The organism is Pseudomonas cremoricolorata, from assembly GCF_000759535.1.
Classification (GTDB): domain Bacteria; phylum Pseudomonadota; class Gammaproteobacteria; order Pseudomonadales; family Pseudomonadaceae; genus Aquipseudomonas; species Aquipseudomonas cremoricolorata_A.
Window position 1 is genome coordinate 1,965,774 of sequence record NZ_CP009455.1, and the last position, 16,455, is coordinate 1,982,228.

The 16,455-nt window shown below is 65.0% G+C and carries 16 protein-coding genes and 2 pseudogenes; 3 read left to right on the forward strand and 15 right to left on the reverse strand.

The window, feature by feature from the left end; translation table 11 throughout:
* Window positions 1-3 precede the first annotated feature (3 nt).
* From LK03_RS08595 to LK03_RS22640, 10 genes and pseudogenes are all read right to left on the reverse strand, one after another.
* Window positions 4-594 (reverse strand): cytochrome b, encoded by a 591-nt coding sequence (locus LK03_RS08595; RefSeq protein WP_038411937.1) that lies wholly within the window; start codon window positions 592-594, stop codon window positions 4-6.
* A complete protein-coding gene (locus LK03_RS08600; RefSeq protein ID WP_038411939.1) occupies window positions 591-1,199 on the reverse strand; it encodes a TetR/AcrR family transcriptional regulator in 609 nt (202 codons plus the stop codon). Before LK03_RS08600 ends, LK03_RS08595 begins: the two co-directional genes overlap by 4 nt.
* A gap of 238 nt (window positions 1,200-1,437) precedes the next feature.
* Window positions 1,438-2,205, reverse strand: a complete 768-nt coding sequence (locus LK03_RS22805; protein WP_430962073.1) for a methyl-accepting chemotaxis protein — start codon at window positions 2,203-2,205, stop codon at window positions 1,438-1,440.
* 90 nt (window positions 2,206-2,295) lie between these two features.
* Window positions 2,296-3,438, reverse strand: a pseudogene (locus LK03_RS22810) (HAMP domain-containing protein); the annotation flags it as partial.
* Window positions 3,439-3,504: 66 nt separating this feature from the next.
* Window positions 3,505-4,272, reverse strand: a complete 768-nt coding sequence (locus LK03_RS22815) for a methyl-accepting chemotaxis protein (protein ID WP_430962074.1) — start codon at window positions 4,270-4,272, stop codon at window positions 3,505-3,507.
* A gap of 90 nt (window positions 4,273-4,362) precedes the next feature.
* A pseudogene (locus tag LK03_RS22820) lies at window positions 4,363-5,448 on the reverse strand (cache domain-containing protein); the annotation flags it as partial.
* A 172-nt stretch (window positions 5,449-5,620) separates the two neighbouring features.
* On the reverse strand, window positions 5,621-6,019 hold the full coding sequence (cueR, locus tag LK03_RS08615; protein ID WP_038411944.1) for a Cu(I)-responsive transcriptional regulator: 399 nt from the start codon (window positions 6,017-6,019) through the stop codon (window positions 5,621-5,623).
* Complete coding sequence (locus LK03_RS08620) at window positions 6,016-8,415, reverse strand: heavy metal translocating P-type ATPase (protein ID WP_038411945.1); 2,400 nt, start codon at window positions 8,413-8,415, stop codon at window positions 6,016-6,018. The genes cueR and LK03_RS08620 overlap by 4 nt, the downstream gene beginning before the upstream one ends.
* 53 nt (window positions 8,416-8,468) lie before the next feature.
* A complete protein-coding gene (locus LK03_RS08625; protein ID WP_038411946.1) occupies window positions 8,469-8,855 on the reverse strand; it encodes a hypothetical protein in 387 nt (128 codons plus the stop codon).
* Window positions 8,852-8,974: a hypothetical protein gene (locus LK03_RS22640; RefSeq protein ID WP_276203319.1), complete on the reverse strand. Its 123-nt coding sequence runs from the start codon at window positions 8,972-8,974 to the stop codon at window positions 8,852-8,854. The genes LK03_RS08625 and LK03_RS22640 overlap by 4 nt, the downstream gene beginning before the upstream one ends.
* 28 nt (window positions 8,975-9,002) lie before the next feature.
* Here LK03_RS22640 and LK03_RS08630 point away from each other — a divergent pair, with 28 nt between their 5' ends.
* The 3 genes from LK03_RS08630 (at window position 9,003) to LK03_RS08640 (ending at window position 11,543) form a co-directional block, all read left to right on the forward strand.
* A complete protein-coding gene (locus LK03_RS08630; protein WP_028696514.1) occupies window positions 9,003-9,200 on the forward strand; it encodes a heavy-metal-associated domain-containing protein in 198 nt (65 codons plus the stop codon).
* 90 nt (window positions 9,201-9,290) lie between these two features.
* Window positions 9,291-10,466 carry a multidrug effflux MFS transporter gene (locus tag LK03_RS08635; protein WP_038411947.1) on the forward strand — a complete coding sequence of 392 codons (1,176 nt, stop codon included), beginning with the start codon at window positions 9,291-9,293 and terminating at the stop codon, window positions 10,464-10,466.
* Window positions 10,467-10,826: 360 nt separating this feature from the next.
* Window positions 10,827-11,543, forward strand: a complete 717-nt coding sequence (locus LK03_RS08640; RefSeq protein WP_038411948.1) for a helix-turn-helix transcriptional regulator — start codon at window positions 10,827-10,829, stop codon at window positions 11,541-11,543.
* A 23-nt stretch (window positions 11,544-11,566) separates the two neighbouring features.
* Here the strand turns inward: LK03_RS08640 and LK03_RS08645 are convergent, their stop codons facing one another.
* The 5 genes from LK03_RS08645 to LK03_RS08665 all read right to left on the reverse strand — a co-directional run bounded on the left by LK03_RS08645 (window position 11,567) and on the right by LK03_RS08665 (window position 16,451).
* On the reverse strand, window positions 11,567-12,514 hold the full coding sequence (locus LK03_RS08645) for an adenosine deaminase (RefSeq protein WP_038411949.1): 948 nt from the start codon (window positions 12,512-12,514) through the stop codon (window positions 11,567-11,569).
* Window positions 12,515-12,631: 117 nt separating this feature from the next.
* A complete protein-coding gene (locus LK03_RS08650; protein ID WP_038411950.1) occupies window positions 12,632-13,987 on the reverse strand; it encodes an 8-oxoguanine deaminase in 1,356 nt (451 codons plus the stop codon).
* Between the two features lie 120 nt (window positions 13,988-14,107).
* Window positions 14,108-14,791 (reverse strand): SDR family oxidoreductase, encoded by a 684-nt coding sequence (locus tag LK03_RS08655; RefSeq protein WP_038411951.1) that lies wholly within the window; start codon window positions 14,789-14,791, stop codon window positions 14,108-14,110.
* 404 nt (window positions 14,792-15,195) lie between these two features.
* On the reverse strand, window positions 15,196-15,780 hold the full coding sequence (locus LK03_RS08660; protein ID WP_038411952.1) for an IMPACT family protein: 585 nt from the start codon (window positions 15,778-15,780) through the stop codon (window positions 15,196-15,198).
* A gap of 8 nt (window positions 15,781-15,788) precedes the next feature.
* On the reverse strand, window positions 15,789-16,451 hold the full coding sequence (locus tag LK03_RS08665; RefSeq protein WP_038411953.1) for a TetR/AcrR family transcriptional regulator: 663 nt from the start codon (window positions 16,449-16,451) through the stop codon (window positions 15,789-15,791).
* Window positions 16,452-16,455: the final 4 nt, after the last annotated feature.

Below are 16,455 nucleotides of genomic sequence, written 5' to 3' on the forward strand. Positions count from 1 at the left end.
CGCTCAGGGCAGCATGCGTCGCAGGGTGTCGTCGCGGCGCACCGCGTGGTGGTACAGCGCGGCCAGCACATGCAGGCCCACCACGACCCAGGCCACCCATTTGCCGACGAAGTGGTGCACGACATCGAGCGGCGCTTCGAAGGCTTCCCAGCTCACCGCGTAGTGGTTGCTGATCCAGCCGAACAGCGCCGTTTCGTTGAAGCCGGTGACGCTGAACAGGCCGTAATCGGTGTCGGCGCCGGTGCCCAGGTAGCCGGTCAAGGGCATGAGGATCAGCAGGCCATACAGGCCCCAGTGCGCGACCCGCGCCAGAGCATGCTCGACGGGCGAGCCGAGCGGCGCTTCAGGTTGCACGTTGAGCGCGCGCCATAGCAGGCGGGGCACCACCAGGAAACCGACCAGCAAGCCCAGCATCCAGTGCACGTTGAGCACCGGCCAGGCCTCGGGTGATTCATCGTCCATGAACCAGATCACGTAATACACCACCACATAAGCGGCGATGAAGGCTGCCGCGCTGGTCCAGTGCAGCCACTTGGCGAGCCTGCCGAACTGCGTCGAGGTGTTGCGCCATTGGGCGCTGTTGACGGTACTCATGGGTGTTCTCCTGTGACCCGCAACCCGTCCAGCAGACGCTCAAGAGCGTCCAGTGCCTGGTGCAGGCGTTCATTCAGTTCGGCGTCCGGTTCGGCGATCCAGCACGAGGCCTCGGTGACCGCGCCATAGATCATTCGCGCCATGACCGGGGTCGGCAGCGCTGCGATCACGCCGTCGGCCAGCAATTGATCCAGCGCCGCCTGCAATTCGGCGACCCCCAGCGACTGTGCGGCAGCGGGCACGTCACCGAACACGGCGCGGGCATCCTGCAGGATGATCCGGCGAATCTCCGGCTCCAGGGCCAGTTGCAGGTAGGTGCGGCAACGTTGACGGAAGCCTTCCCAGCGGTTCGGCGCCGCCGCCGATACGCGGCGCAGGTGCTCGTTGACCTCGGTTTCGATTTCCTCGATGACCGCGATCAACAGCCCTTCCTTGTTGCCGAAATGGTGGTGCAGTGCGCCGCGGGTCAGGCCCACGGCGGCGGTGAAATCATCCATCGAGGTATTCGCGAAGCCGTGTTCGGCGAACGCGCTGCGTGCCGTGGCGATCAGCTTGGCGCGTGTCTCTTCGATCATGTGCGCGCGACTGCGGCGTGCTTGAGCCATGCGACTTTCCTCAGGCATTGACATACGGCGCGCATGCTATTGGCATACGACGCGTACGTCAATTGCTTGTGGAGTGGCTTGAGAGGCTCTGGGTAGGGGGTTTGAGCGGTTGTGGGGCGGCCACGCGCAGTCTGGATTGGGCCGGCTGTGCCGGCCACTCGCGGGTAAATCCACTCCTACACGGTGGTCTGAGGCTCTAGCCGCGAAACCAGGGCGCAGCCCTGGTTTCGGTTCAGGATCAGGTACGGAACCGCCGCACCAGTGCGTCCAGCTCGTTGGACAGCCCCGCCAGGCTTTCGGAGTCCTGGCGCGCGGCCTGGGCCAGTTCGGCCACCAATTGCGCGTCGCCATGGATCTGGCTGATGTGCCGGTTGATGTCCTCGGCCACCTGGTGCTGCTGCTCGGCGGCGGTGGCGATCTGGGTGTTCATGTCGCGGATCACATCCACCGATTCGCGAATCTGCCCGAAGCTGTCGCGGGCCATGCCGATGCGCGTCACCGACTGCACCGAGACCTCCAGGCTGGCGTGCATCTGCTCGGCCACCTCGGCGGTACGGTTGGCCAGATTGCCGAGCAGACCGTCGATTTCCGCGGTGGAGTCGGCGGTGCGTTTGGCCAGGGCGCGCACTTCATCGGCCACCACGGCAAAGCCGCGGCCCTGTTCACCGGCGCGGGCGGCTTCGATGGCGGCGTTGAGCGCCAGCAGGTTGGTCTGCTCGGCAATCGAGCGGATGGTGCCGAGAATCGACTGAATAGCGTTGCTGTCGCGCTCCAGTTGCTGGATCGACTGCGCCGACTGCTCGATCTCCTGGCTCAGACGATCGACGCTGGTCACTGCGGCATCGATCTGCGCTTGCCCTTCGCGGGCCTGCTGCTGGCCGCTGTCGGCCGACTGCGCGGCCTGGCTGCACGAGCGCGCCACTTCGTTTGCGGTGGCGACCATTTCGTGGAAGGCGGTAGAGACCATGTCCACCGCTTCACGCTGGCGCCCGGCCGCGTCGGCCATGTCACCGGAGACGCGGGTGGCGCTGGCCGAGCTGCTGAGGATCTTGCTGGCCGACTGGCCGATGTGCTGGATCAGGCTGCGGATGGCACCCAGGAACTGGTTGAACCAGTTGGCGAGCTGGGCGGTTTCGTCGCGGCCGCGCACCTGCAGGTTGCGGGTCAGGTCGCCTTCGCCCTGGGCGATGTCTTCCAGGCCGCTGGAAACACTGTTGATCGGGCTGACGATGACCTTGGCGAACGCCGCGCCGATCACCGCGAACAGCGCCGCCAGCACGATGGCAACGCCGCCGATCAGCCAGCTCAGGCGGGTTGCGCTCTGCATCACTTCGTCGTGCTGGATCAGGCCGATGAAGGTCCAGCCCAGTTGCTCGTCGGGATACACGTTGGCCATGTAGCGCTCACCGTTGAGCTGCACTTCGACCAGGCCTTTGCCGGCCTTGGCCAGAGTGGCGTAGTCGCCGCCGAGGCTGTCGAGCTGCTTGAAATTGTGGCTGGCATCACGCGGGTCGACCAGCACGTTGCCGTTGTTCTCGATCAGCATCAGGTAGCCACTTTCGCCGAGCTTGATCTTCTTGACGATCTCGGTCAGGCCGTTGAGCGAGACGTCGATGTTGAGCACCCCGCCATTGGCACCGAAGGCATTGGCCACGGTGATCCCGGTGCTGATCAGCACGGTATCGTCGGCCGCCCAGTAATAGGCCTCGGAGCGCAGGGGCTTGCCGGGGCTGGCCATGGCTTTCTGGTACCAGGGACGCTTGCGCGGGTCGTAGCCGTCGAGCTTGTTGCTGTTCGGCCAGCTCACATAACCGCCGTCCGCCACGCCGTAGGACACATAGGCATAGTCGGGGTGGGATTTGGCCAGGCGATCGAAGTAGGTGAGCACTTCCTGCGATTGCTCGGTGAGTTCGTAGGAAGGCTTGTCGGCCATGTACTTGTTGAGGTTGTTGCTCAGGCTGTTGAACATCGGCTGCGCGGCAAGAAAGGCCACGTTCTCGTCAATGCCCTTGAAGAACAGGCCCATGGCGTTACCGACCTGCCTGATTTCGCGGCTGCTGCTTTCGACGAAGTCATCGCGGGCCTCATCGCGCAGGTTGAACACCACGATGGCGGCCACCAGGGCGATGGGCAGGCCGGCGATGACAGCGAAGGCCCAGGTGAGTTTGTGCTTGATATTCATGACTACGCTCCGATTCTTGTTGTGCTGCAGGGCAGAGGGTCTGGGCGAAGCAATCATTATTATGTGGGGCGCGTACTACGGGGTTGACGCACGCCGGGTGAACGGCGCGCGCGGTGCTGCGTTTCAGGTGCGGAAGCGTCTGACCAGCGCATCCAGCTCGTTGGAAAAACCCGCCAGTTCGTTGGAATCCTGGCGCGCCGAATGGGCCAGTTCGGCCACCCGCTGGGCATCGCCATGGATCTGGCTGATGTGCCGGTTGATGTCCTCGGCCACCTGGTGCTGCTGCTCGGCGGCGGTGGCGATCTGGGTGTTCATGTCGCGGATCACATCCACCGATTCGCGAATCTGCCCGAAGCTGTCGCGGGCCATGCCGATGCGCGTCACCGACTGCACCGACACCTCCAGGCTGGCGTGCATCTGCTCGGCCACCTCGGCGGTACGGTTGGCCAGGTTGCCGAGCAGACCGTCGATTTCCGCGGTGGAGTCGGCGGTGCGTTTGGCCAGGGCGCGCACTTCATCGGCCACCACGGCAAAGCCGCGGCCCTGTTCACCGGCGCGGGCGGCTTCGATGGCGGCGTTGAGCGCCAGCAGGTTGGTCTGCTCGGCAATCGAGCGGATGGTGCCGAGAATCGACTGAATGGCGTTGCTGTCGCGCTCCAGTTGCTGGATCGACTGCGCCGACTGCTCGATCTCCTGGCTCAGACGATCGACGCTGGTCACTGCGGCATCGATCTGCGCTTGCCCTTCGCGGGCCTGCTGCTGGCCGCTGTCGGCCGACTGCGCGGCCTGGCTGCACGAGCGCGCCACTTCGTTGGCGGTGGCGACCATTTCGTGGAAGGCGGTGGACACCATGTCCACCGACTCACGCTGGCGCCCGGCGGCATCGGCCATGTCGTTCGACACCTGGGTCGCGGTGGCCGAGGCCTGGAGAATCTTTCCGGCCGAACCGCTAATGTGCTGGATCAGGCTGCGGATGGCACCGAGGAACTGGTTGAACCAGCTGGCGAGCTGGGCGGTTTCGTCACGCCCCTGTACGGCCAGGTTGCGGGTCAGGTCGCCTTCGCCTTGGGCGATGTCTTCCAGGCCACGGGTCACGCCATTGATCGGGCGCACGATGACCCGCGCGAAGGCGGCCCCGACCACGGCGAACAGGGCTGCCAGCAGCACGGCGATGCCGCCGATCATCCAGCTCAGCTCGGTGGTGCTCTGCATCACCTCGTCATGCTGGATCAGGCCGATGAAGGTCCAGCCCAGTTGCTCGTCGGTGTAGACGTTGGCCATGTAGGGCACGCCATTGAGCTCGACTTCCACCAGGCCTTTGCCGGCCTTGGCCAGCTCGGCATAGCCACCTTCGAAACTCGCCAGCGGCTTGAAGTTGTGGCTGGCATCGCGCGGATCGACCAGCACGTTGCCGTTGTGCTCGACCAGCATCAGGTAGCCGCTGTCGCCGACCTTGATGTTCTTGACGATCTCGGTCAGGCCGTTCAGCGACACGTCGATATTGACCACGCCGCCAGGGTTGCCCAGCGGGTTGGTGACGCTGCGCACGGTGCTGATCAGCACCGCATCGTCGGCGGCCCAGTAGTAGGCGTCGGTGCGCAGCACCTTGCCGGGGTTGGCCATCGCCAGTTTGTACCAGGGGCGCTCGCGCGGATCGTAGCTGGCGAGCTTCTGCCCGGCAGGCCAGCCGACGTAGCCGCCGTCGGCCAGGGCATAGGCCATGTAGGCGTAGCTGGAATGGGTGGAGCCGAGCTGGTCGAGCAGGCGCTGCACGCGTTGGTCCTGCTCGCCCAGCACGTTGGAGGCGTCGGCGGTCAGGTACTTGTTGAGGTTGCTGCCCGATTCGGTGATCAGCGGCTGCTGGGCGAGGAAATCGACGTTCTGGTCGATGGCCTTGAAGAACAACTGCATGGCATTGCCGACCTGGCGGATCTCCCGGGTGCTGCTGTCGACGAAGTCGTCCCGCGCATCTTCACGCAGGCTCAGCACGACCATCGTCGCCACCAGCGCGATCGGCAGACCGGCAATGATCGCGAAGGCCCAGGTCAGTTTTTGTTTGATATTCATCCCCACTCCAAAAGCAGATGTTCAAGACACATGACGCCCGTGTCAGGTCATCGGCAGCGGTGGGGTTTTGTGAAGGGCAGGGCGACGGATTTCGTCGCCGGCGGTCGCCCGCAGCGACGGGCCTGTCGCATTTGGCCGAAAGCGACCTGCGTCAGGGCGCAGGCCGGGTGTTTCAGTGGCAGCCGCCGCTGGCCAGATCCTTGAGGATCGGGCAGTCGGGACGCTCGTCGCCCTGGCAGCCGGCGACCAGTTCACCCAGGGTTTCGCGCAGGCTGACCAGCTCGGCGATGCGCAGGTCGAGGGCTTCGATGTGCTGCTGGGCCAGGGCCTTGACGTCGGCGCTGGCGCGCTGGCGGTCTTGCCAGAGGGTCAGCAGGCGCGCCACCTCATCGAGGGAAAAACCCAGGTCCCGTGAACGCTTGATGAAGGCCAGACGGTGCAGGTCGTCGGCCTGGTACAGGCGATAGCCACTGTCGCTGCGCGCCGCTGGGGCGAGCAGGCCGATGGCTTCGTAATGACGGATCATCTTCGCGCTGAGCCCGCTGCGGCGGGCGGCCTGACCGATGTTCATGGCGTCTCCGAGTCATGCGTATCGGGCTTCCAGGTTTTCAGCCACAGGGCGTTGCTGACCACGCTGACGCTCGACAGCGCCATGGCGGCGCCGGCCAGCACCGGATTGAGGTAGCCCAGTGCCGCCAGGGGAATGCCCACCAGGTTGTAGATGAAGGCCCAGAACAGGTTCTGGCGGATCTTGGCGTAGGTCTTGCGGCTGATCTCCAGCGCTGCCGGCACCAGGCGCGGGTCGCCGCGCATCAGGGTGATGCCGGCTGCCTGCATCGCCACATCGGTGCCGCCGCCCATGGCGATGCCGATGTCTGCCGCGGCCAGCGCCGGGGCATCGTTGATGCCGTCACCGACCATCGCCACCACCCCGTCCAGCTTGAGCCGGGCGACGCTGGCGGCCTTGTCGGCGGGCAACACCTCGGCATGCACGTCGTCGATGCCCAGAGCCTCGGCCACCACCTTGGCGCTGCCGCGGTTGTCGCCGGTCAGCAGGTGGCTGCTGATGTGGCGCTGATGCAGCGCTTCGATGGCCTGTTTGGCACCGGGCTTGAGGCTGTCGCCAAAGGCGAACAGTGCCAGCAACCGTGGCCGCTCGCCGCGCTCGATCAGCCACGACAGCGTACGCCCCTCGGCCTCCCAGGCCTGGGCGCTGGCCGCCAGTTCACCGGGTTCGAGCCCGCTCTCATCAAGCAGGCGGCGGTTGCCAAGGGCCAGTTGCCGACCTTCGACAGCGCCTGCGATACCTCGCCCGGTCAGCGCCTGGCTGGCGTCCACGGCGGGCACTTGCAGGTGTTGTTCTGCGCACTGGTCGAGCACCGCCTTGGCCAGCGGGTGTTCACTGCCGCGCTGCAGGGCACCGGCCAGGCGCAGGGCGTCGGCAGGGTCGGCGTCGAGGGTCTGGCTGTGGACGATGCGTGGGGTGCCCGAGGTCAGTGTGCCGGTCTTGTCGAACACCACGCGGTTGACCGCGTGGGCACGTTCCAGCGCCTCGGCGTCCTTGATCAGGATGCCGTGGCGGGCGGCAACACCGGTGCCGGCCATGATCGCGGCAGGTGTCGCCAGGCCCAGCGCGCAAGGGCAGGCGATCACCAGCACCGAGACCGCGTTGATCAACGCCGTTTCCAGGGGCACGCCGCTGAACCACCAGCCGAGCAGGGTGGCCAGTGCCAGCAGCAGCACCGCCGGGACGAACACCTGGCTGACGCGGTCGACCAGCTTCTGGATCGGCGCCTTGGCGGCCTGCGCGTCTTCCACCAGACGAATGATGCGCGCCAGCACGGTTTCGGTGCCCAGCGCTTCAGTGCGCACCAGCAGCCGTCCCTCACCATTGATGGCGCCACCGGTCACCCGGTCGCCCGGCTGCTTGGCCACCGGCAGGCTTTCGCCGCTAATCAACGCTTCATCAGCATGGCTGTGGCCGTCGATGATTTCGCCGTCGACCGGGAAGCGCTCACCGGGTTTGACCAGCACCTGGTCACCCAGGCGCAGTTGGCTGATGGCGACGTCTTGCTCAATACCCTCGACCACCCGCAGGGCGCGCTCGGGGCGCAGCGCTTCGAGCGCGCGGATGGCGCTGGCGGTCTGGCGTTTGGCGCGGCTTTCCAGGTACTTGCCCAGCAGCACCAGGGCGATGACCACGGCGCTGGCCTCGAAATACAGGTGGGGCTCTACACCCGCTTCGGCACTGGCCCACTGATACAGGCTCAGGCCGTAGCCGGCGCTGGTGCCCAGCGCCACCAGCAGGTCCATATTGCCCGCGCCGGCACGCACGGCTTTCCAGGCCGCCACGTAGAAGCGCGCACCGAGAATGAACTGCACCGGGGTGGCCAGCAGAAATTGCGCCCAGGCCGGCAGCATCCAGTGCAGGCCGAATGGTTGTCCCAGCATCGGCAGCACCAGCGGCAGTGCCAGCAGCAGCGCCGCCCCTACGGCCAGGCGTTCATTGCGCAGGCGCCGTTGTGCCTGCTCGGCGTCATCTCCGCGGGCCTGCGGCAGGCTGGCGCTGTAGCCGGCGGTGTCGACCGCGGCGAGCAAGGCGGCATCGTCGACGCTGGCCAGCACCTGCAGGTGGGCGCGCTCGCTGGCAAGGTTCACGCTGACCTGCTGCACGCCAGGTTGTTTGGCCAACGCTCGCTCGACGCGGCCTGCGCACGAGGCGCAGGTCATGCCGCCGATCTGCAGTTCGAGGCTGCGCGTCGGCACCTCGTAGCCGGCCGTACGCACCGCGTCGAGCAGTGCCGGCAGGCTGCCAGCGGGCGCACTCAGCCGCGCCTGTTCCGTGGCCAGGTTGACGCTGACGCCCTGGGCGCCGGCAACCTTGCCCAGTGCGCGCTCGACTCGCCCGGCGCAGCTGGCGCAGGTCATGCCGACGATAGGTAATTGATAGGTGGTGAATGCGGACATGGCGCTACTCCCTGTGTCAGGCCATCAGCTTCAACCTTGCCATGCGGGTAAGGTCAATAGCCCAGGCCGACACGGGTCAGGTACAGCCCGTCCTGATTCATGGCGATGCGGTATTTATTGATCTGTCCGCTGCTCAGGGTCAGGCGTTGATTGCGCTGGTTCTCCAGGCCCGCACTGCAGCCGGCGACTTGCCCTGGCAACAAGCGCAGGCGCACATCCACGGTGCCGGGCGGCAGATTGAAACTGGTGGATTGCTCCTGGAACAGCCGGGCCGAGAGCTGATCGTTGAGGTAGATGCCGATTTCACAGTTGGTCGCCACTTCCAGACGCTCGCGGGAAATGATCAGCACGCTGTAGTCCGAAGTGCCGTCAGCGCTGGCAAAGGGCGCGGCCAGCGAGGCGCCGAGCAGCGCGAGTACGCGCAGGGCGGTGGTGATCATGGCAAGGTCTCCTGCTCAGAGCGGGTCGAGCGCTCAAGCTTGGCCGAGCAGCGCGCGGATTGCCAGCCCGATTCCATCCAGCCCTTGACCTTGCCCTGGTGGCAAGGTTGAGACTGCACACCCTCCACCGAGACGAGGTAGCTCCCGATGCAAGTATTCAACGTGCAAGGCATGACCTGCGGCCACTGCGTCAAGGCCGTCACCCGCGCCGTTCAGGCGCAGGATGCAGCGGCGCAGGTCGAAGTCGACCTGGCTGGCAAGCAGGTCAAGGTGCAGAGTCAACTGAGCGCCGAGCAACTGCTCGAGGCCATTCGCGAGGAAGGCTACCAGGCCGAGAGCGCCTGACACCGAGGGACGAGCGGGGGGCAGTTTTTCCCCCTGCTGGCCGCGGGACGCGTAGAATGCGGCACTTGCTTAGCTTGCTACGGATTCCCGATGAACCTGCGAATGGTCCTCATCCTGGGCGCACTGAGTGCGTTCGGGCCTTTGGCGATTGATTTCTACTTGCCGGCCTTCCCGGCCATGGCTCAGGCGTTCGCCACCGACGAGCCCCACGTGCAGACCACCCTGGCGGCCTACTTCCTGGGGCTGGCCATCGGTCAACTGGCCTACGGGCCGGTGGCAGACCGTTTTGGCCGACGCTTGCCCCTGTTGTTCGGCGTCGGCCTGTTCACGCTTGCCTCGCTGGCCTGCGCCTATGCGCCGAACCTCGACACGCTGATCGCGGCGCGCTTCGTCCAGGCCCTCGGTGGCTGCGCGGGCATGGTGCTGTCACGGGCCATCGTCAGCGACCGCTGCGACGCCGTGCAGTCGGCCAAGGTCTTCTCGCAGTTGATGCTGGTCATGGGGCTGGCGCCGATTCTGGCGCCGATGCTCGGAGGCCTGCTGGTCAACAGCGTGGGCTGGCAGTCGATCTTCCTTGTGCTCGCGTTGTTCAGCGCCAGTTGCCTGCTGGCGGTGACGCTGGGTCTGCCGGAAAGCCTGCCGGCGCACATTGCCCGTGCGCCGCTGTCCGGTGCCGGTGGGCAATACCTGCGTCTGTTGCGCGACCGCGTGTTCATCGGCCATGCCTTGACCGGCGGCGTCGCCATCGCTGGCATGTTCGCCTACATCGCCGGCTCACCGTACGTGTTCATTCGTCTCTATGGCGTGCCGGCCGAGCATTACGGCTGGTTGTTCGGCATCAATGCGGCAGGCTTCATTCTGGTTGCTCAGGTCAACGCCCGCTTGCTGACCAGGCGCGGTCCGGCCGTGTTACTGGGCAAGGCGGTGTGGGTATACCTGGTCAGTGGCGCAGTGTTGCTGGCGATAACCGCGTTGCGACCAGTGCAGCTATGGCCGTTGCTGGTGCCATTGTTCGTGTGCATTTCCAGCCTGGGTTGCATTGCCCCCAATGCCTCGGCTCTGGCCATGGCGGGCAAGGGCGGCCGCGCCGGCAGTGCCTCGGCGCTGATGGGTAGCCTGCAATTCAGTGTCGCCGCAGGCGCCGCGGCGTTGGTAGGGGTGTTGGCCGATGGCAGCGCGGTGCCGATGACGTTGGTGATCAGCCTTTGCGGGGTGCTGGTGGTGACGATCGCCCTGTGTACCCGGCGCTGGCAGGCGCTCGCCTGAGCAGGGCCAAATTGCGTTGTCGCAGAGTCTCTTTTTTCTGCAATACCTGTGGAAGCAGGGTGTCGGCTTAATCGCATGTTTTTCAACGCGACACGGCTGTCATCTGCGCTCCAAGGGCTATAGCGCAGGCCCTAAGGCGCAATTGGGCCTTTATTGACTGAGGAGAAGCTTCCTCATTGGGTGCCATGACCCTCTGTACTTTCTCTGGTGAACGCCGCTGAACACCCCGTAGTCGTCGACCCGCCGCGGCTTATACTCGCCCTGGCAGGTCGCCCGGGCGGCCTCGGCGACCGCTGCGGTGTGGCCCTCAGCGCGCTAACGCCCGGCTCAGGACATCACCTCGAAGGGAGTAGCGCAGACATGCAAGCAGTGAGCAGCATCAGCCGTATCGCCAGCCTCATGGCAGACCCCAAGCGCAGCGCCATGCTTTGGGCGCTGATCGACGGCACTCCACGACCTACCGCCGAACTGGCAATGATGGCCGGGCTGACCTGTTCCTCGGCCTGCGCGCATCTGTCGTTGTTGTCTTCCGCGGGGTTGTTGCGTCTGGAGTCCCGAGGCCGAACCCGCTACTTCCGTCTTGCCACGCCAGAGGTGGCGGCGGCCGTCGAGGCACTGGCGACCCTGGTGATGGAGGCCGGCGAGGCAAGACGCGGCGGCTCGCCGGCGCCTCTGCAGATTCCGCTGGCGATGCGCCGCGCGCGCCGCTGTGGCGATCACCTGGGCGGTGAGCTGGCGGCCGAGCTGTTCCAGCGACTGGTAGACGCAGGCTGGCTTTCTCGGCGCGGCGAGCAATTGCTGGTCAGTGGCCAGGGGCGTCTGGAGCTGGAGCATCTTGGCGTGTACATCGATGCCCTGGCACCCCATGCGCACCGTGGCGGGGTGATCTGCCGCTGCAGTCAGTGGAGCGATCAAGGACCGCACCTGGGCGGGGTGCTCGGGCAGGCCTTGTTCAAACTGTTCATGCAATCGGGGTGGATGCTCGACCAGGAAGGCGGGCGGGCCCTGCAAACCACTGCACTGGGTATCCAGCAAATCAATGGCATCGCCCGGGTCAGCACCTTGCAGGTGGGTTAGCCGGGCGAAGACTTCGCACAGGTTCAGATCAACCTGGCATCCAGGCTGTTCTGCGCCAGGCGACGAGCCTGGTCCTGGGTCATGCCCAAGTGCTCGTGCAGGGCGTGGAAGTTTTCAGTGACGTACCCGCCGAAATAGGCCGGGTCGTCGGAGTTGACGGTTACCTTCACACCACGTTCGAGCATGTCGAGAATGTTGTGCTGGCCCATGTGATCGAACACCCGCAACTTGGTGTTGGACAGTGGGCACACGGTAAGCGGGATCTGCTCGTCGATGATGCGCTGCATCAGGCGATCGTCTTCGATGGCGCGCACGCCGTGGTCGATGCGCTTGATGTGCAGCAGGTCGAGTGCTTCCCAGATGTACTCGGGCGGGCCTTCCTCGCCGGCGTGGGCCACAGCCACCAGGCCTTCGCTACGGGCACGGGCGAACACGCGCTCGAACTTGCTGGGCGGATGGCCGCGCTCGGAACTGTCCAGGCCGACGGCGATGAAGGCATCGCGGAACGGCAGGGCCTGGTCGAGGGTTTTCTCGGCCTCTTCTTCGCTGAGGTGGCGCAGGAAGCTCAGGATCAGCCCACTGCCGACGCCAAGTTGCTGGCGACCATCACGCAGTGCCTGGTTGATACCGTTGAGCACCACCTCGAAAGGGATGCCGCGGTCAGTGTGGGTCTGTGGATCGAAGAACGGCTCGGTGTGAATCACGTTCTGCGCCTTGCAGCGCAGCAGGTACGCCCAGGTCAGGTCGTAGAAGTCCTGTTCGGTCTGCAGCACACCCGCACCCTGGTAGTACAGGTCGAGGAATTCCTGCAGGTTATTGAAGGCGTAGGCACCGCGCAGCGCGTCTACATCCTTCCAGGGCAAATCGACTTTGTTGCGCTCGGCCAGGGTGAACAGCAGCTCAGGCTCCAGCGAACCTTCGAGGTGCATGTGCAATTCAGCCTTGGGCAAGGCATTGAGCCAGTCATACATGGTTATACATCTCAATCGGGTACAGTCTTGACCATTCTACTGGAATTTGTTCCGTATGCCCGGCCTGCGTCCCTTGGGCGCGGTCCGTTCGTCCAAGGGATGCATGTCCGAGCTCCTTCAGCCGGCGATGAGCCGCGCCGCAGCCTGGCGGTGATCGGCGATCAGACCTTGCACATCCAGGCCTTCGATCTGCCCATCGATGACACGCCACTGCCCGCCGATCATCACCCGATCAGCGCGATCGGCGGCGCACAACAGCAAGGCGGCCAAGGGATCATGACTGCCGGAAAAACGCAGCTCATCCAAGCGGAACAGCGCAAGATCCGCCTGTTTGCCGACTTCAAGCCTGCCGATGTCGTCGCGTCCCAGCAGCTGTGCCGAACCGCGGGTCGCCCAGCCCAGTACGCGGTGCGGGGTGATCTGCTCGGCGCCGTAGCGCAGGCGTTGCAGATACAGCGCCTGACGCGCCTCCAGCAACAGGTTGGAGGCATCGTTCGATGCCGAACCGTCGACTCCCAGTCCCAACGGCGCGCCTGCCTGTTCCAGCTCCAGGCTCGGGCAGATGCCCGACGCCAGGCGCATGTTCGATGTCGGACAGTGGCAGATGCCCGTACCGGCCGCACCCAGGCGAGTGATCTCTTGCTCGTTGAAGTGAATGCCATGGGCCAGCCAGGTGCGAGGGCCGAGCCAGCCGACGCTGTCGAGGTAGTCGACCGTGCGCAGGGCGAAGCGACGCAGGCAGAACGCCTCTTCGTCGAGGGTTTCGGCCAGATGGGTATGCAGCCGCACGTCCAGTGACGCGGCCAGTTCGGCGCTGGCGCGCATGATCTCGCTGGTGACCGAGAACGGCGAGCAGGGCGCCAGGGCGATCTGCACTTGAGCCCCGGCGCCACGTTCATGGTAACGCTGCACCAGGCGCTGGCTGTCGGCGAGAATGACCTCGCCCCGCTGCACGGTCTGCTGCGGCGGTAGGCCACCCTCGGCTTGCCCCAGGCTCATCGAACCCCGGGTGAGCATCGCGCGCATGCCCAGCTCGCGCACCACCTCGACCTGTACATCGATGGCCTCGTCCAGGCCCTGGGGAAACAGGTAGTGGTGATCGGCTGCGGTGGTGCAGCCCGACAGCAGCAATTCAGCCATAGCCACCCGGCTGGCCAGGGCCAGTTGCTCGGCTGTCAGCCTGGCCCACACCGGATACAGGGTGGTGAGCCAGGGAAACAGCGGCTGATTGACCACCGGCGCCCAGGCGCGGGTGAGGGTCTGGTAGAAGTGATGATGGGTATTGATCAGGCCGGGTAGAACGACATGCTCACGGGCGTCGAACACGTGTTGGCAGGGGGTCGAGGGCTGTTGGCCCAGGGCCAGGCATTCGCTGATCAAGCCATCTTCGATGACCAGCCCGCCGCGGGCATCGATGTCGTTGGCGGTGAAGATGGCGAGCGGGGATTTCAACCAGGTACGGATCGCAGGCATGGCGCCGGCTCCTCTGAAAGTGGGTTCAGGTAAGCCAGCTCAGTGTTGCCCTGTCTGCTGATCCAGGTCCGCCGCGGGGGCGGGGCGCCAAGTCTAGCGCCGCCCCACGCGGGGTTCAATTCACCAGGTGAGGGTTTCACCGCGGTAGTCGACGAAGCGCAGCCCTGGCACGCCGCGGTGTGCGTCGATTTGCTCGAGCAGGCCTCGCGTGCTGGTGAGCACATCGATCTCGGCATTGTCGCCGCCCATGGCCGTCTTGACCCAGCCCGGATGCATCGCCAGCACGGCAAGATCAGGGCGCTGAGCTTGGACCACGAAGCTGTTGATCATGGAGTTGAGCGCGGCTTTGCTGGCCTTGTACAAGCAGATTTCGCCGCCATCGGGGCTGGCTACGCTGCCCAGGCCGGAGCTCATGAAGGCCAGCACGCCGCTGTCCCGGCGAACGAGGCCAAGCAGACGCTGCGCGACGCGAATCGGTGCCACCGCGTTGGTCATGAACAGCTCGCCGACGTCCTTGAGCTGCACGCTGCGCGGGTCCTGGGGCAGCGGCCCCATTACGCCGGCATTGATGAACAGCAGGTCGAACGTGCGACCCTGTAGTCGCTCGGCCAGTGCCTCGAGTTGGCTAGCGTCATTCATCTCCAGTGTTTCTACGGCCACGCCCGGGACAGCTTCGAGCGCTTCAGCCTTGTGCGGATCACGCACCGTGGCGGTGATCTGCCAGCCAGCCTCGCTCAGTCGCTCGACCAGGCCGAGCCCAAGGCCGCGTGAAGCGCCGATGATGAGTGCGGATGGGTTGGACATTGCGGTACTCCAGGAAGGTGACTGAGCGGTGCAGCATAACGCACACCCTGTGGGAAATATCCACAGCTTGGGTAGGCTGCACCGTTACAGAGCTGCTGTGCAAAAAACGTACAGAACCCTGTAGGCCTTATGCGCTGTGGCTTGCAGCATGAGACGCACGGCTTATCCACAGACTGCTCCACACCAACTGTGTGCAACGCAATAGCGGGGGATAACCTGCCCACTCGGCATCGTCGAATTCACGTTCACAGGGGATAAGCCGTTGATAACCGGTGGATTGTTCACGGCTGATCGAGGGCTGGCTAAAAAATGACCAACTCCGCGCGCGCCTTGCCGCGCAAGGCCTTCACTCGGCTACCCCAAGGTTATCCACAGTCAGGCCCACAGCGATTGTGGGCAATCGTTCAACGAGGGATAAGAAGAATTCGCCCGCGGCTCAGATCGGCCAGTTGTTGCTGGAAGGGCGGTAGATGGGCGTCCGAAAACGCCAGGGTCAGATCGACGCCTTGCGCGGTGAATTGCTCATCGAGTAGCACGCCGTCGATGTCGGCCAAGCGCAACTTGACCAATGCCAGCTCGCTGAAGCTGCAACTGCAGGTGAACTCGCTGCGTTGGATCAGTGCACGCTTGGCCGCCTGTTGCAGGCACTTGTTGGCACCGCCGCCGTAGGCTCGAGCCAGGCCGCCCGTACCCAGTTGTATGCCGCCATACCAGCGGATCACCAGCACCACCACCTGGTCGCAATCCTGCGTCTCGATCGCGGCCAGGATCGGCCGGCCGGCCGTGCCGCCGGGCTCGCCATCGTCATTGCTGCGGTACTGGCTGCCGATTTTCCACGCCCAGCAGTTGTGCGTGGCCGCCAGATCGCTGTGGGTGGTTATGAATTGCATGGCCTGGTCCGCGCTGTCGATGGGCGCAGCCAGGGTGATGAAACGGCTCTTGCGGATTTCTTCGCGAAATTCGCACGGCTCAAGCAGGGTAGAGGGCATAGATCACGTCAGGCGGGCAGGCGCACGCCACAGCCTTTGAGAATGATGTGGATAAGCGTGTCGCTGGCCTGTTGCATGTCTTGCTTGGTCAGGCGGCTGCGACCGGTGACCTGGCAGATCTGCGTGGCGAAGTCGGCGTAGTGCTGGGTGCTGCTCCAGAGCAGGAAAATCAGGTGCACCGGGTCGACCGCGTCCATTTTGCCGGCCGCGGTCCAGGCTTCGAACACGGCAGCGCGACTGCGGAACCAGACCCGGTAATCGGCAGAGAAATACTCGCTCAGGCATTCGCCGCCACTGATCACTTCCATGGCGAAAATGCGCGAGGCCTGGGGGTTGCGCCGCGAGAACTCCATCTTGGTACGAATGTAGGTGCTCAGCGCCTCGGCAGGGTCGTCGTCCACGCTCAGGGCGTTGAAGGTGCTGTCCCACAGCTCGATGATGTTGCTCAGCACCGCGATGTACAGGCCCAGCTTATTGGTGAAGTAGTAGTGCAGGTTGGCCTTGGGCAGTTCGGCCTTGAGCGCGATGGTGTTCATGCTGGTGCCCTTGAAGCCATGCCGGGCGAACTCATCCTCGGCCGCCTGAATGATGGCGCGTTCGTTCTGCTGGCGAATGCGACCGGCGGGCTTGCCTGAGGCGGGGAGGCGGTGGGCGGGAACTTCAAGGCTCATGGAC

Excerpts from the sequence above, each read along its gene's own strand:
- LK03_RS08595 (WP_038411937.1), bottom strand. The coding sequence starts at position 594 with ATGAGTACCGTCAACAGCGCCCAATGGCGCAACACCTCGACGCAGTTC.
- LK03_RS08600 (WP_038411939.1), bottom strand. The coding sequence starts at position 1,199 with ATGGCTCAAGCACGCCGCAGTCGCGCGCACATGATCGAAGAGACACGC.
- LK03_RS22805 (WP_430962073.1), bottom strand. The coding sequence starts at position 2,205 with ATGGCCGACGCGGCCGGGCGCCAGCGTGAAGCGGTGGACATGGTCTCT.
- LK03_RS22815 (WP_430962074.1), bottom strand. The coding sequence starts at position 4,272 with ATGGCCGATGCCGCCGGGCGCCAGCGTGAGTCGGTGGACATGGTGTCC.
- cueR (WP_038411944.1), bottom strand. The coding sequence starts at position 6,019 with ATGAACATCGGTCAGGCCGCCCGCCGCAGCGGGCTCAGCGCGAAGATG.
- LK03_RS08620 (WP_038411945.1), bottom strand. The coding sequence starts at position 8,415 with ATGTCCGCATTCACCACCTATCAATTACCTATCGTCGGCATGACCTGC.
- LK03_RS08625 (WP_038411946.1), bottom strand. The coding sequence starts at position 8,855 with ATGATCACCACCGCCCTGCGCGTACTCGCGCTGCTCGGCGCCTCGCTG.
- LK03_RS08630 (WP_028696514.1), top strand. The coding sequence starts at position 9,003 with ATGCAAGTATTCAACGTGCAAGGCATGACCTGCGGCCACTGCGTCAAG.
- LK03_RS08635 (WP_038411947.1), top strand. The coding sequence starts at position 9,291 with ATGAACCTGCGAATGGTCCTCATCCTGGGCGCACTGAGTGCGTTCGGG.
- LK03_RS08640 (WP_038411948.1), top strand. The coding sequence starts at position 10,827 with ATGCAAGCAGTGAGCAGCATCAGCCGTATCGCCAGCCTCATGGCAGAC.
- LK03_RS08645 (WP_038411949.1), bottom strand. The coding sequence starts at position 12,514 with ATGTATGACTGGCTCAATGCCTTGCCCAAGGCTGAATTGCACATGCAC.
- LK03_RS08650 (WP_038411950.1), bottom strand. The coding sequence starts at position 13,987 with ATGCCTGCGATCCGTACCTGGTTGAAATCCCCGCTCGCCATCTTCACC.
- LK03_RS08655 (WP_038411951.1), bottom strand. The coding sequence starts at position 14,791 with ATGTCCAACCCATCCGCACTCATCATCGGCGCTTCACGCGGCCTTGGG.
- LK03_RS08660 (WP_038411952.1), bottom strand. The coding sequence starts at position 15,780 with ATGCCCTCTACCCTGCTTGAGCCGTGCGAATTTCGCGAAGAAATCCGC.
- LK03_RS08665 (WP_038411953.1), bottom strand. The coding sequence starts at position 16,451 with ATGAGCCTTGAAGTTCCCGCCCACCGCCTCCCCGCCTCAGGCAAGCCC.